The sequence below is a fragment of the Caulobacter sp. AVps18 genome, from assembly GCF_058681425.1.
Genome location: NZ_CM178737.1, coordinates 2,037,611 through 2,052,545, shown reverse-complemented (window position 1 = coordinate 2,052,545; position 14,935 = coordinate 2,037,611). Strand labels below are relative to the sequence as shown.

Here is a 14,935-nt window from a genome sequence, read left to right as displayed (position 1 = left end):
AACCGTCCGGGAAAGCCGGCTTAAAGGACGTCGCCGAAGATGGCGCCGCGCCGGGTCAGCTTGACCTCGTGGCCATTTGTGACGATGGCCCGACCGGCTGGGCCGCCGAACCGCGTCACAGAACCGCCCGGCATGGCGGCGTTGCCGCCGGACGCGCCTGCAGCGCCGCGCTGACCGCCCATGCCGCCCCCGCCTGGCGTTCCGGGTCGGCCGGCGGAACCAAGAGCGGTATCGTAGTTGGAGTCAAAGGCCGCCGCGCCACCCTCGCCGCGCTCACCATTGGGAAAGCCGCCGCCGCCGCCGCTACCGCCGCCGTCGGCACCGGCACCGCCGCCGCCGCCGGCCTTGATCGAGGCTCCCGTATCGATGACCAAAGTCAACGGTGCCTGGATATAGAGGGCGTCGCCGCCCCGGCTGCCGTTGGTCGCGCCAGGCACGTCGCCGCCCTGCCCGCCATTGCCGCCGCCGCCATAGACGTGGCCCTTGATCGTCAGGGTCAGGGTCACGCCCGCAGGCCAGACACCCGTGTCGATACCGATACCGCCACCGGCCTTGCCGGCGACAACCACGCCCTTGGGCACTGTGAATTCATAGGCTGCGGCTTTCACCGCGCCCGGGCCGGCGAGTTCCCGCAGGTTCGCCGACTGGGTGACGGTCAGGCGAACAGGCGCCACGCTGCTGGCTGCCGCCGTTGCCGGCCGAGCCGCGGCCGCTACCTGCGTCCCGACCGCGCAATTGGCAGACGCCGGTATCGGCGTATCGGCCGGTTCGACCAGAACAGGCGTCGGATAAAGCGCCTCCAACTCCTGCGCCGCTACGGCAGCGAAGGTCTTGCCGTCAGTAGACGCATCAAACACGGCCCGAAGGCAGCGCGTCTGCACGGGGGCGAAGGCGACGTCGTTAAAGGCCTCGGTCGATACGCCATAGGCCGAGGTGGCAACCACCGGAGCCCAGGCCTTCTCGTTCCAGTACTCCAGGTGCCAGGCCTTGGGCGCGGCCACACCGACACCGGATCCTGCCGGTTGGTCATTCCAGAAGCGGATACGCGCGCCGTTCAGCCGAACCGCGTCTTCCCACTGGTAGACCACCCACTGCTGGGCCGGATTGTTGGGCGTCCAGGTGCCCCAGACATCAGGCGGCAGGGGATTCTCATGCACCTTGCCGTCGTTCAGCGCGCGGATCCAGTACTGCACCGGCACGGGCGAGTTGGACGCGACGATGCGCGCGGCCGACGCGATATTGCGTTGCGGCTTGGCCGGCGGGGCGGGCGGACGCGTCGGCTCGACCATGTTGATCAGGGCCGGGGTCGTGCTGTCGTCGAAGGTTACCTCGTCCAGCGACACGCTGCGGCGGAAGTGATCCCCGCCGACGGCATCGGCATTGTGATAGGCGATGAACCACCTGTCCTTGAACTGGACGATACCGGCATGGGACGTGGTGGACGACACCGGGTCGAGCAGCACGCCACGATAGGTCCACGGACCCAGCGGCGACGGCGCCGTGCCATAGGCCTGGCAGGCGTAATAGACCGCTTCCGTACACTCTGAATCCGGACCGGCAGTGTTGCCGGCATAGATCATGTAATAGGTGCCCTTGCGCTTGAAGATCCACGGCGCTTCGAAGAAGCCCTTCAGGCTGGAGACGTCCACGGGCCGGCCCTTGAACGTGACCATGTCCCGCTCCAGTTCGACGCCTTTCAGCCGACCGAAGGTGCCCCAGTAGAGATAGATGCGGCCGTCATCGTCGACCAGCACCGTCGGGTCGATGTTCTGGATGTCGTTGGCCAGGGGATAGGTCTGCGAAACGATCGGCCCTGCCGGATGGGCGTCTGTCCACGGGCCCTGCGGCTGGTCGGCCACAGCCACGCCGATCCCGAAGGCGTCCCTGGCCGTCGTGCCTTTCTGCACCACTGGCGCATAGATATAGAAGCGGCCGTCCGGCCCCTTGACCATCTGGGCGGCATAGGCGCGCTCCGGGCTCGCCCATTTGAAGACGTCTTCCGGCCGAACGAAATGTGGCGTGTGCTTCCAGACGCCCGAGCCCGGGTCGTCGGTTTCCAGCAGCTGCCACTCGGGCATGATGAAGTCGTTGACCCCGACAGGCGCCGTATCCCGGCCGGTGAGGATGTAGAACTTGCCATCCGCGACCAGTGGCGCCGGATCAGTGGTGTAGTGCTTGCCGTCCGCGAGGATCGGATTGTCCAGAGCGTGTGCGGGGGCAGAGCCGAGCGCCATCAGGCAGGCCAGACCCGCTAGGAAAAGCTTCAGTTTCACTTTGCGCCTCCATTTGCCGGCGGGATCTCGCCCAGCAGGTTGGTGGTGAAGAAGTCGCGCAGCTTGTTCCAGTAGTAGGGCTGGCTGACGCCGTGGTTGGTGTTGGGCAGGATGACCAGCTCGTGTGACTTGCCCGCTTCGACCAGAGCCTTGGACAGCCGCAGCGACGCGGCCACCGGCACATTGTCGTCGATGTCGCCATGAACGAGCATCAGCTTGCCCTTCAGGTTCTTGGCCACCGGGATGTTGGAGCTGGCCTCCCAGGTGGCGTCGTCGGCGATCCCCATCGACACCTCTGGCCACCAGGCCTTGTCGAGACGCAGGTCATGGTTGCCCGAGGACGCGACGCCGACCTTGAAGAAATCGGGGCGGCGCAGCAGGAAGCGCGCGGTGTCATAGCCCCCGGCCGAGCCGCCATACACGCCCACTCGGTCAAGATCGAAATAGGGGTACTTCGCCTTCATCTGCCTCAGCACCCAGATGTGGTCGTCGAGACCGACCTCACCAAGGTTCTGGAACGCCGGCAGACGGAAGGCCTGGCCGCGCTGCGAGGTGCCGCGCCCGTCAATGGTGACGACGATGGCCCCGATCTGGGCCACGGCATTGGTCGAGGTGCGGACGTTGTCGTCGTAGTTGTCAGAATAGCGGTGAGTGGTCGGCCCTGTGTAGACGTTCTCAATGACGGGATAGGACCGCGACGGATCGAAGTTCTTCGGTCGATAGATCATGCCGTAGAGCTTGACCTTGCCATCCTCGGACAGGGTCTCGAACGGTTCGGGCGCGGTAAAGCCGGTGGCCAGCAGGGCTGTCGGATCGGCCTTGCCCAGGCGCGCCACGATGCGGCCGTCGGCGGCGTCGCGCACCACGGTCTCGGTCGGAGAGGTTGGGCTCGACATGCGATCAATAAGGTAACGGCCGTCCTCGGAGACGACGATGCGGTGGTCGAGGGGCTCCGGCGTCAGGTTTCGGATCGAGCCATCAAGCCCGACACGATAGAGCATGGCGAAATAGGGATTGACCCCCGCCTCGCGCCCGACGCCGAGGACCAGGATCGGACCGCCCTGCGCCACATGCACGATCTCGGTGACTTCCCAGGTGCCCTTGGTCAGGGCCTTGCCGCCGTCTGGCTTGTCGCCCTTGGCCACCAGGTAGAGCTGGGCCCAACCGGTCCGCTCGGAGATGACGAGATCCCCCTTGACGGCCGGCGACGAATATATCGACGACGAGGTCACGGTGACCACCGGCTTGACCCGTTCGATGACCCGCGCGCGCGCGGCGCCCGTCACCGGATCGGCTTCAAACAACTGCACCGAGCCATAGCCGCGCTCGGTCCATTGATAGATGACCTTGCCGTCTTCCCACTGCAGGGCCGGGTCGCCCGGATAGAGCACCTCCTGCGCCGGTGCCTGGATATAGACGAGGCTCGCGCGGCCGTTTTTGGCGACCGGTTCGATATCGATGACCAGCGGCTTTTCCAGCGGCAGGTTGGTGGCGCCGGCATTGGGATAGATAAACGAAAAGGCCTTTGGGAACTGCGCGCCCGGAGGGCTGGCCTGGACCGTGTTCCAGACATAGGCGCCGTTCAGCTCCAGCTTGTAGGTCAGGATGCGCCTGGAATCCTCCGACCACTGCACGGAAATGGGCATGGGCGGAGCGGCCAAATTCGCCTTGATCATGTCGGGCAGCATCGGAAGGCTCTGGCCGTACCGGCCTTGCTCGCTGCCATCATAGGTCAGCGGTGTCTCTCGACCCGAGGCGACATCCACCAGCCACAGGTCATAGCCCTTGTGGATGACCTTGAACTTGCCGTCAGGCGAGACAACTCCAGGCGGCAGCTTGGCCGGCGCAGGCACTAAGGCAACGACGCCCGCAGCGTCATGGGTCCAACGCGCGCCGCCGGCGGAGAAGGTCAGCACGCCCTTGTCCGCGTCGAAGTCGAGCGGGACGATGACGACCCCGTCAGGCGCGGCAGCGCCGGCCGCAATCACCTTGGCGGCAAGGACCTGATCATCCGGCAGCTCTCGCTGCGCACCGGTGGCGGGATCGGCGAGCCAGACCTTGCCCGCCTTGCGTGGACCGCGATGGAAAAGCACGCCGCCCTTCACGAACCTGGCCGACATGTCGAGGTCGATGACCAAGGGGTCGATCTTGGCCGGCAGATACTCATCCGAGGCGGCGTACCGCGCGGCGATGTCAGGCCTTTCGGCGGCCAAAGCCACCGCGGGTGACATCGTCAACAGGACGAACGCCATCGCCAAAGGCTTCAACGGCAAGGACAATTTTGCGATACGCATGGATCATTCGCTATTGGATAGTGGCGGAATGACCTTCCCGTCGGCGTAACCGCCGTGTCACCCCCGTGAGATGGCGGACAGTCCGGAGAAACCACTCCCAAGTCAAATATTTTATACGATATACTCACGCGCAGGCGTTGTTTTTCTCATCGCCGTATCCGCCTGCGCCAACGACAGGACAGTTTGTGTTCGAAGTCGCCGGCGCCCCGGTGGCCGATGTGCCGGAAAATCGGCCAGGTCGGCTCCGGCGCCCTATCAGCCCAGACGCGCTGGCAAAGGGCGGCGCGGAATTTATACGATATACCGCTGATTGACAGGGACTTCGCCGCACGCATACTTCCCGCCTATTCGGAGAGATGAACTGATGAGCACCGGGAAAATCACCAGGCTGGTGGTGGTCGGCGGCGGAACAGCTGGATGGATGGCCGCGGCGGCCCTATCCAAGATCCTCGGTACGAAGAAATACAGCATCACACTCGTCGAATCCGACGAGATCGGCACGGTCGGCGTGGGCGAAGCGACGGTTCCGTCCATCCAGGGCTTCAACGAAGCCCTCGGCCTCGACGAGAACGAGTTCGTCCGCGAGACCAACGCCACCTTCAAACTCGGCATCCGCTTCGTCGACTGGAAGGCACCGGGTAGCGACTATTTTCACCCCTTCGGCAGTTTCGGCGTCGATATGGGCGGGATCAACTTCTCGCACTTCTGGCTGCGCTATCTGCGCGAAGGCGGCTCTCCCGATTTCGGCCTCTTCAACGCCCAGACCCTTGCTGCGCGCGAGGGCCGGTTCGGGCGCACCAAGGACATCAATCCCAGTATCCCGGTGGTCAACTACGCCTTCCACTTTGACGCCAGCCTCTATGCCAAGTTCCTGCGCAAGGTCAGCGAGCGGCAGGGCGTGGTGCGTCTGGAAGGCAAGGTGATCAGCGTCGCCCAGCATCCCGAAAGCGGCGATGTCACCTCTGTCACCCTGGCCAATGGAACGACCGTGGCGGGCGACCTGTTCATCGACTGCTCCGGCTTCCGTGGCCTGCTGATCGAGGACACGCTGAAGAGCGGCTACGAGGACTGGAGCCGCTGGCTGCCCTGCAACCGCGCCGCCGCCGTGCCTTGCGACAAGGTCGGGCCGGCAGCGCCCTATACCCAGTCGACCGCCCGCGAGGCCGGCTGGCAGTGGCGCATCCCGCTGCAGCACCGCACGGGGAACGGCTATGTGTTCTGCGACAGCTATATCTCCGAGCAGGAAGCTTGCGACCTGCTGGTACAGCGGCTGGACGGCAAGGCGCAGGCCTCGCCGCGCATTTTGAAGTTCACCACCGGCCACCGCCGCAGGATGTGGAACAAGAACGTCGTCGCCATGGGCCTGGCCGGCGGGTTCCTGGAGCCGCTGGAATCAACCTCAATCTATCTCGTTCACGTGGCGATCTTCCGACTGCTGAAATACTTCCCCAACGACGGGATCAGCGAGCTGCTGCGCGCCAGCTTCAACCGCGAACTGCTGGCCGAGTATGACAATGTGAAGGACTTCCTGATCGCCCACTACAAGGTCACCGAGCGCGAAGACACGCCGTTCTGGGCCTACTGCAAGAACATGAGCATCCCCGACAGTCTGCAGTTCCGGCTAGACAGCTTCGAGCAGCACAACCTCAGCCTCGTGCGTGATGAGGAGATGTTCCGCGAAGCGAGCTGGTTCGCCGTTCTGGCCGGCCAGGGCTTGCTGCCCAGATCGCATCACCCCTCCGCTGACCTGATGCCGTCCGACGAGTTTCAGTGGCGCATGGCCAAGATCCAGCAGGGTACACGCGGCCGCTCCGACATCATGCCGTCGCACGAGGCCTTCATCGCTCGCACCTGCGCCTCACCCGCTCTCGTCACGGTCTGATTTTTCTTGGGCAAGGTCGAGGTTCACGAGATTGGTCAAGAGCGGCACAAGGTCGTGGTCATCGACGATGTGGCCGCCGGGCCCGAGGCGCTGATCGAACTTGCAGCGCGGCAACCTTTTCCCGAGGTGGTCACCAACAGCTATCCCGGCCTGCGCCGCCACCTCAGCGCCAGAGACCCGGCCGAGAGCGCCTATGTCGAAAGCTTGAGGGCGCTCGCTTCGCCCATCGTGAATTCGGTGTTCGGCGCCGAAGGCTTTCGCATCGTTCAGGCCGCGTTTTCGCTGATGACCAAGCGGCCGCAGGAGATGCACCCGCTGGTCCGACTGCCGCACTATGACAGCCTCAATGCCACGCGGTTCGCCCTGCTCCACTTCCTGGCCCCCACGCCGCAGGGCGGCACGGGCTTTTATCGCCAGTCGCAAACCGGCATCGAGCAGCTCAGCGAGACCAATAAGACCGCCTTCGAACAGGCCATTCTCGCCGACATCGCCTCGGAGGGCGAGCCTGCGCCAGTGTTCATGAACGGATCAACGCGGACCTTTGAACAGATCGGCTTCTTTGAAGGCCGCTTCAACCGTGTGCTGATCTACTCCGGGGCCCTGCTCCACTCCGCCCATGTGCCGGAGGATTTCGCCTACAGCGCCGATCCGCGCGCCGGGCGCCTGACGACCAACCTGTTTTTGCAGGCTTAAACCAACCGCCGCTGAGCTCTACGCCTTGCGCTCGTTATGTGTCGTCACCCCGGGACTTGTTCCCGGGGCCCATTGTTCCACCGCAGGTGCGGTGCCGAATAAAACTCTCACGATGAAGCTGACCCATGGCCCCCGGGAACAAGTCCCGTGGTGACGGGGTATTTTCAGATTTGGCCCCTCTGAGGTCAGGACCAACGGCCGTTGATATCAGCCACACCCTTCCGACTATCCCGCGAAAGGGTGCCCTCGCGCGCTTGGCGCCAGGCCTCTGGAGGATGAGAGGGGCTTGAAACAAATTCGGCCCGCTGCTCTCGCAGCGGGCCGAAATCGTCTTGCCGTCAGTCGCCCCTAGTAACGGAAGCGGGCGCTGAGCTGGACAGTACGGGCCGGGACACGGACACCCTGGGGAAGCAGGTTTTCCTTGCCGTAATTGACCTTGCTCTCGTCCTCAAGCAGGTTGGTGCCTTCCAAGCTGAGGGTCAGCTGACGGATAGGCGTGTAGTTGAAGGCAGCGTCAAGACGCGAGGTCGGCTCGTTCCAGCGCGAGTACTCCGGGCTGGCATAGTCGCGGTCGTAACGATATGCGTCGCGGAAGTTATAGGCCACCCGCGCGCTGTATTGCGGCGTCTCGTAGTAGAGCGCCATATTGTAGGTCAGCTTCGAATTGAACGGCGCGTCGTACTTGCCGGGGAATTCGCCTAGGTTCTCGTCCTCAACAAGGTAGCGATACTTGATCGTGCCCTTTCTGTTGTAGGTCGCATTGAACTGAGCACCCACATTGTTCCAGGGGGCGGGGAGGAAGTCGAAGAAGCCCTGAACGTTGAACTCATAGCCCTGGTATTCGCCAGGACCCTGGTTCTGCGGACGGTTGATGTTGTATTGGACGTCCGGGGTCGCCGGGTTGTTGTCCTCGTCGTACGGGACCCACTCATTACCCCAGGCGACGAAGCCATCGGGCTTTTTCAGATAGGTCGCCAGAGAGACGATGCCACCGCGGCCAAAATAGTATTCCAGCGACGCATCGTAGGCAGTCTCTTCGTTGGGCCGAAGCTCCGGATTGCCGCCCCAGCCGTTCTTGGCGGTGGTGTCGTAGAAGACGAACGAGCTGGCGTCCTGGAAGTTCGGGCGCTGGATGTTGACCGTATAGGCCAGACGCATCTGCAGCTTGTCGGTCCAGTGGATCACGCCGCTGACGCTCGGCATGGTGTCGGTGCCCTTGCCCGACCGCTTCACAGTCGTGGTCGTACCGGTTCTGGCGTTGAAGTTGCCGGTCGTGCTGTCGCCCGACGTCTCCACCACGCGAACGCCGATAATGCCGTCGACCGGGAACGGACCCAGATTGCCGCCCAGGAACAGCTGGCCAAAGATCGCCGCCGTCTTCTCATTCGACTCAAAGGTGCTGGTCAGGCGCTCAGATCTAACCACCGGATCGGCCCAGCCACCCGACCCGTCCGTCAGGGATGCGTTGGCCACCGTATAGGCCCGGATGGCGTCGAAGCTATTGACGAAGTCCTGGTTGGACAGGCGATACCAGGTCGGCGAGTCAAAGCCGGGAACATCGACCCGCACCGCTTCGGGGTTGGCCCCGCCGGGGAATGCCTTAAGCGCCACCGTCTTTGCCCCGGTAAACCGGGCGAAGCGGTAGCCATAGGCTCGGGCGGCGTCGCGATCACTGAAGCGCACGCCCACCTGAGCGCGGCGCAGGAGCGACTTCTCGCTGAAGCGATAGCTATAGTCGGCGCTCGCGACAATTTCCTCGCTGTTTTCGAAGCTCTTGCCGTTCTCAATTTCGAACATGTTGTAGAGGTCGGCGTTGCCCACATCCGCGCCGATAAACTCGAAGTAAGGGCCACCGGTCGGAACCTTGGGCGAATTGAGATCGACATTGACGCCGGTCAAGCCCTGGAGGCGCAACAGCTGATTGTACCATTGCAGGTCCAGCTTGTTGGTGTCGCGATAGATACCGAAATTGGCCGTATGCTTTTCGCTGTTCCAGTGAGTTTCGAAGTTGATGCGTTTGTTTTTCGAATCGATGACGTCGTCGCGGGCACGCGGGCCGGCCGGCAGCAGATCAGCGTCGGTCAGATTCGGGTCGATAAGCGTCATCGACTTCACCATCTTGCCGTCGGGCTGATAGACGATGTTGCTCGGGTTGGCGGGGCTGTCCTTGACCCGCACTTCCAGCGCATCGCCGCGGCGCGTTTCTTTGGAATTGAACATTGAGCCTTCGAGCACGATGTCCAGATTGTCGTTTACGCGCCACTGATAGGAGGCGTTGAGGGCCGGCCGCTTCACCGTGCCACTCTCCAGACCATACCGCGCCCTGTATACGCTGTAGGTGTCGCCGCGGCGGTTCGCCGGCAGGCTGGCTTGCTGCGCACCCCAGAACAGGGCCGGAGTCTCGCTCTCGACGAACTGTTCGTTGTAGTTGTTTTTCTGGTACGATGCGTTCAGCAGCACGCCCATCTCGCCCCAGGCCGTGTCAAAACGGTTGGCGATCAGGGCGCTGCCATAGGGGCTCTTGGTGTCGCCGACGCTGCCGTAAACTTGGCGCAGGCTGCCGGCGAAGGTCGGCCCCTTGGGCAGATCCAGCGGGCGGCGCAGATCGACGTTGACCGAACCGGCGATGCCGCCTTCGACCTGGTCGGCGGTGCGGGTCTTGTAGACGGTGACCGCCTTGAGGAGTTCGGCGGGAATGTCGTTCAGGCTTTGCGAACGGCCGACGCCGCTGTTGGACGCATTGCCGTTGATCGTCGTCTGAATGTCGGCCTGGCCGCGGATCAGGACGCTGCCGCCTTCGCCGCGTTCGCGGCTGATCTGAATCCCGGGGACGTGAGCAAGCGCTTCGGCGACGTTGTTGTCCGGCAGCTTGCCGACGTCTTCGGCGATGATCGAGTCGCTGATCTGGGCTGATTTGCGTTTCTTGTTGGCCGCCGACTCAAGGCTCTTCCTCAGGCCCTTCACCACTACGACGTCGACTATGTTGTCTTCCGCAACGGTGGTTTGATTGGCGGCGGCCGGCTGACTGACAGTGGCCTGCTGCGCGATCGCGGGCGAGTAGGCCATGGCAACGGCCAGGCCCGAAGCCGTGAGGAGGATCGTCTTTCTTCTTGTGGCGCTCAGCATTTGTAGTCCCCCATTATGAAAAATCTGCGACCTCAGGAGGTCATGAAACTCGGAACGCGTCAAAATATGTTTTATACGATATACTAATTGCAACGTTTTTTTACGGGAAATGCCATATTTGTGTTGCGTTTTCGCCACACGCGCTAGCGTCGCGGATCGGTGCGCAAACGCTCCCAAGCCGGCTTGAGCCAAAACATTCCCTAACGATTTCAATTAGAAATCGGGTTCATCGGCCCAAAGCAGGCGCAGTTTCGCGTTTAGGGCGACTTGCTGCCGATTCGAGATGACGGTGGGCAGCGCTAGCCCCTGTGGCCCGGGCGCTCAGTTCGCAGCTTGACCATCAGGGTATATTATATACCAAATAAGGCCTGGACGGAGAGCCACATGGCCTTGCTTGATAACGACCGCCGCCGCTTCCTCTTATCCAGCGCCGTGCTCACCGGCCTCAGCGCCCTGCCCGCGTCTGCGGCGCTGGCGCAGACTTCAGGCCAGCCTGTCACCGCGCTTGACCTGGCTGACGTGCGGCTGTCGCCCTCGCCCTATCTTACCGCGCTCGCCGCCAACCATGCCTATCTGCTGACGCTGGAGCCGGATCGTTTCCTGCACAACTTCCGCAAGGGCGCCGGCCTCGCGCCGAAGGGCGAATCCTATGGCGGCTGGGAAAAGGACACCATCGCCGGCCACAGCCTCGGCCACTATCTGTCGGCCATCTCTCTTATGTATGCCCAGACCGGCGATGTGCGGCTCAAGGAACAGGCCATCTATGTGGTGCGGGAACTGGCGCTGATCCAGGGCGCGCACGGCGATGGCTACGTCGCCGGCTTCCTGCGCAAACGCAAGGATGGCACGGTTGTCGACGGCAAGGAGATCTTCCCGGAGATCGCCTCGGGCGACATCCGCTCCGCCGGCTTTGACCTCAACGGCTGCTGGGTGCCCTTCTATAACTGGCACAAGCTTTATAGCGGCCTGTTCGACGTCCAGTCGCTGTGCGGCTATGACGCGGCGATTCTGGTGGCCACCGGGCTGGGCCAGTATATCGACACCCTGTTTGCCCGCCTGACCGACGAGCAGGTGCAAAAGGTGCTGGACTGCGAGTTCGGCGGCCTCAACGACAGCTTCGCCGAGCTCTATCAGCGGACCGGCGACCAGCGCTGGTTGCGGCTGGCCGAGCGTCTCTATCACCATCGCGCGCTTGATCCGCTGAAAGTGCGCGAGGACAAGCTCGCCAACCTGCACTCCAACACCAACATCCCCAAGGTGCTGGGCCTGGCCCGCCTCTACGATATCACCGCCAAGGCGGACTATCGCACCGCCTCGGACTTCTTCTGGGAACGGGTGACCGGTCACCACAGCTACGTCATCGGCGGCAACGGCGACCGGGAGTACTTCTTCGCCCCCGACACCATCTCCAAACACATCACCGAGGCGACGTGCGAGCACTGCGCCACCTACAATATGATGAAACTGACCCGCGACCTGTACCGCTGGTCGCCGGACGCGCGCTATTTCGATTACTACGAGCGCGCCCACCTCAACCACATCCTGGCCCAGCAGAACCCCGAGACCGGGATGTTCAGCTACATGACGCCGCTGTTCACGGGCGCGGCGCGCGGCTTCTCCGATCCGGTGGACAACTGGACCTGCTGCCACGGCTCAGGGATGGAGAGCCACGCCAAGCATGCGGACTCCATCTACTGGCAAAGCGCCGACACCCTGTTCGTCAACCTGTTCATCCCCTCTACCGCCAAATGGAAGGCGAAAGGCGCAGCCCTGCGTCTCGACACCGGCTACCCTTATGATGGCGAGATCAGGGTCGCCGTCACCAGTCTGCGCCGACCGGCCCGCTTCAAGCTCGCCCTGCGAGCCCCCGCCTGGGCCACGACCGCCTCCGTCAAGCTCAACGGCCGCGTCGTGGAAGCCAGCCGCCGCGATGGCTATCTGATCTTGGACCGCGTGTGGCAGGCCGGCGATGTTGTCGCCCTGTCGCTGCCGCTCGACCTGCGGGTCGAGCCAACCCGCGACAATCCCGGCGTCGTCGCCATCCTGCGCGGCCCCATGGTGCTCGCCGCCGACCTGGGTCCGGTAAAGGACGACTACCAGGCGACAGATCCGGCGCTGGTCGGTGATCTGCTGTCCGGCTTTGCGCCTGTGGCGGCGGACAAGGCGCACTACAAGACTGTCGGCATCGGACGGCCGGGCGAACTCACCTTTGTCCCGTTCTATTCCCAGTGGGAGCGCCGCAGCGCGCTGTATCTGAAGGCCTTCAGCGAGGCCGACTGGAAGGTGGAAGAAGCCGCCTTCACGGCGGAGCAGGCGCGTCAGCGTGATCTGGCCGCACGATCCGTGGACGTCATGCACCTGGGCGAAATGCAGGCCGAGCGCGACCACGGCCTCGACTCCGATGTCTCCTGGCCCGGTACCTATCGCGGTCGCAACGGCCGCGACGCCCGGTCCGGCGGATTCATGTCGTTCAAGATGGCGGTCAAGCCGGGCCCGCTGGTGCTGCAGGCCAGCTATTGGGGCGACGACAGGCGCGAGTTCGACATCCTTATCGACGATCGCAAGCTGACCACCGTATCGCACCCGGTCGCGCCCAAACCTGGCGAGTTCTTTGACGAACAATACCCTGTGCCCGCCGACTTCACGGCCGGAAAAACCTCGGTGACGGTCAAGCTGGTCCCCGTGGGCGGACGCTCCACCGGCATGATCTTTGGCTTGTTGCTCTTCACCGCCGCCCCTGCAGGAGCCACCGCATGAAACTCCTGACTCTCACAGCGTTCCTGCTGGGCCTCACCGCCACCCCTGCCCTCGCCGACTGCAAACCGGGAACCTGGACAGTGGTTTCTGGCGGGCCGGAAGACCAGGGCGTGCGATACGAGACCGACCACTTCGCCTTCCGCTGGAAAGGCGAAGACGCCAGCCTGGAAAACGCGGTCGCGGCGGGCAAGTACCTTGAAGGTGTCTGGGCCTATTTCATCGACACGGTGAGGTTTCCCGAGCCCTATTGCGACACCGCTGCCAAGCACAAGGCCAACATCAACCTCGACCCGACCTTCGGCCTGTCCGGCGGTCCGACTGGCGAGCGGGACATGGGCATGTGGATGGGCCCCTCGGCGCTGAAGGATCGCTGGGGTCTGGCGCATGAATTCACCCACGCGCTGCAGGGCTCCACCCGCAGTTTCCGCGACGGCAAATATGTCGGCTGGCTGTGGGAAAGCCACGCCAACTGGATGCCCCATCAGTTGCCGGAGTTTCGCGGCAATGTGCATTGCTCGGAGATGCTCGTTAATTTCCCGCATCTCTATTACGGCTCGACGCGCGACCGATACTGCAACTGGCAGTTCCTTGAACACCTGAAGAACAAGTACGGCTACCAGGCGGTCAACGACATCTGGGACAAGGCGCTGAAACAGGGCGAGCCTGGCAGTATGGACGACGACCCGTTCAGCGTCCTGATGCGCAACCAGAACTGGACCATCGACCAACTCAACGACGAGATCGGCGAGTGGGCCATGCGTAACGTCGCCTGGGACTATGTGGATGAAGCCGGCAATGATCAGGGCGCGGTCTATCGCACCCAGTACGGCTCCTACGACGACCGTGGCGGCATTCGGGCCTTGCGGGTTACGGCGCTCGATCCCCTCGACGGTGCCAAGGGACGCTACGCCGTGCCCTCAGCCTGGGCGCCGCAGCGTTTCGGCTACAATCTTGTCCGCCTGATCCCTGATGCCGGGGCCAAGACCATCAAGGTCGACTTCCGCGGCGTCGTTCAGACCCAAGCCGCCGGCAGCCTCGTCGGAATGGCCGAAGACCCGCCGTCGATTCCGCCGCCGGCGTCCGACTGGCGCTGGGGGGTCGTGGTCATCGACAGCGACGGAGAGCCGCGCTACAGCCCACTGGCGGGCGGCGCTGATGGCCAGATGATCGTGCCTCTGAAGACGACCGACCGGGCTGTCTATCTGGTGGTCGCCGGCACGCCGTCGGTCCAGCACAAGATCCAGTGGGATCAACCCTATTACTCGATCTACCGCTACCCCTGGATGGTCGAGCTTCAGGGCGCGGTGCCGGAAGGCCTTCAGCCTGGCACCAAGCCGGCAACCGGCGGCAAGGCCCACCGCAACGGCGGCGGCTGGGTCGCCGACGCGGCGAAGGTCGATGCCACCGCCTATGTCGGCCCCTATGCCCGCGTGCTGGGCGGCGTGGTCAAGGATCAGGCGCGCATCGAAGACCACGCGCTGGTGCGGGGCGGTGTGGTCTCTGGCCGCGCCGTGATCGGGGCCATGAGCATCATCGACGACGGTGTCACGGTGACGGACGACGCAGTGGTGCGCACCACCTTCATGGGCATCGGTGCCTTCGAGAAGGGAACTGTCCTGTCCGGCAAGGCCCAGATCATCGGCGACGCCGAAGTGCGGGGCGGGCCGAAACTTGCGAAGGGTGTCTATTCCGGCTTTGTCGACGAGGCGTCTCAGAGCAATCCCAAACTCGGTTCGGACTTCACCGCGCCTCCGCCGGAGGTCACCACCGCCGCGCCCTATAGCTGGCGGCCGTGAGCCGAGCCCGAACCACAAGCCTGCGAAGACGCCTTCCAGAACCGGCCGGCGGCGACACGGCGTGTTGCGCCCCGATCTCCCATCTCTTACAGGCCCACCAGCAGGCCTTGCTTT

General features: G+C 63.7%; 7 protein-coding genes. 4 read left to right on the top strand and 3 right to left on the bottom strand.

Annotated features, from left to right (window positions below; translation table 11 throughout):
* Positions 1-20 precede the first annotated feature (20 nt).
* Complete coding sequence (locus ACW179_RS09480) at positions 21-2,273, bottom strand: family 43 glycosylhydrolase (RefSeq protein ID WP_492064042.1); 2,253 nt, start codon at positions 2,271-2,273, stop codon at positions 21-23.
* Positions 2,270-4,504: a S9 family peptidase gene (locus ACW179_RS09475; protein ID WP_492064281.1), complete on the bottom strand. Its 2,235-nt coding sequence runs from the start codon at positions 4,502-4,504 to the stop codon at positions 2,270-2,272. Before ACW179_RS09475 ends, ACW179_RS09480 begins: the two co-directional genes overlap by 4 nt.
* 427 nt (positions 4,505-4,931) lie before the next feature.
* Between ACW179_RS09475 and ACW179_RS09470 the strand changes: the two genes are divergently transcribed.
* Complete coding sequence (locus tag ACW179_RS09470) at positions 4,932-6,449, top strand: tryptophan halogenase family protein (protein ID WP_492064041.1); 1,518 nt, start codon at positions 4,932-4,934, stop codon at positions 6,447-6,449.
* A 6-nt stretch (positions 6,450-6,455) separates the two neighbouring features.
* On the top strand, positions 6,456-7,142 hold the full coding sequence (locus ACW179_RS09465) for a DUF6445 family protein (RefSeq protein ID WP_492064040.1): 687 nt from the start codon (positions 6,456-6,458) through the stop codon (positions 7,140-7,142).
* 348 nt (positions 7,143-7,490) lie between these two features.
* On the opposite strand, the gene ACW179_RS09460 is transcribed toward ACW179_RS09465, so the two are convergent.
* Positions 7,491-10,406, bottom strand: a complete 2,916-nt coding sequence (locus ACW179_RS09460; protein ID WP_492064039.1) for a TonB-dependent receptor — start codon at positions 10,404-10,406, stop codon at positions 7,491-7,493.
* Between the two features lie 246 nt (positions 10,407-10,652).
* On the opposite strand from ACW179_RS09460, the gene ACW179_RS09455 reads away from it, so the two are divergent.
* Positions 10,653-13,025: a beta-L-arabinofuranosidase domain-containing protein gene (locus ACW179_RS09455; RefSeq protein WP_492064038.1), complete on the top strand. Its 2,373-nt coding sequence runs from the start codon at positions 10,653-10,655 to the stop codon at positions 13,023-13,025.
* The gene (locus tag ACW179_RS09450) at positions 13,022-14,821 is read left to right on the top strand and encodes an Svx/AvrXca family virulence/avirulence protein (protein WP_492064037.1); all 1,800 of its coding nucleotides are present in this window, start codon (positions 13,022-13,024) and stop codon (positions 14,819-14,821) included. Before ACW179_RS09455 ends, ACW179_RS09450 begins: the two co-directional genes overlap by 4 nt.
* Positions 14,822-14,935: the final 114 nt, after the last annotated feature.

Coding starts and splice junctions, on each gene's coding strand:
- ACW179_RS09475 (WP_492064281.1), bottom strand. CDS start 4,504: ATGTCACCCGCGGTGGCTTTGGCCGCCGAAAGGCCTGACATCGCCGCG.
- ACW179_RS09470 (WP_492064041.1), top strand. CDS start 4,932: ATGAGCACCGGGAAAATCACCAGGCTGGTGGTGGTCGGCGGCGGAACA.
- ACW179_RS09455 (WP_492064038.1), top strand. CDS start 10,653: ATGGCCTTGCTTGATAACGACCGCCGCCGCTTCCTCTTATCCAGCGCC.
- ACW179_RS09450 (WP_492064037.1), top strand. CDS start 13,022: ATGAAACTCCTGACTCTCACAGCGTTCCTGCTGGGCCTCACCGCCACC.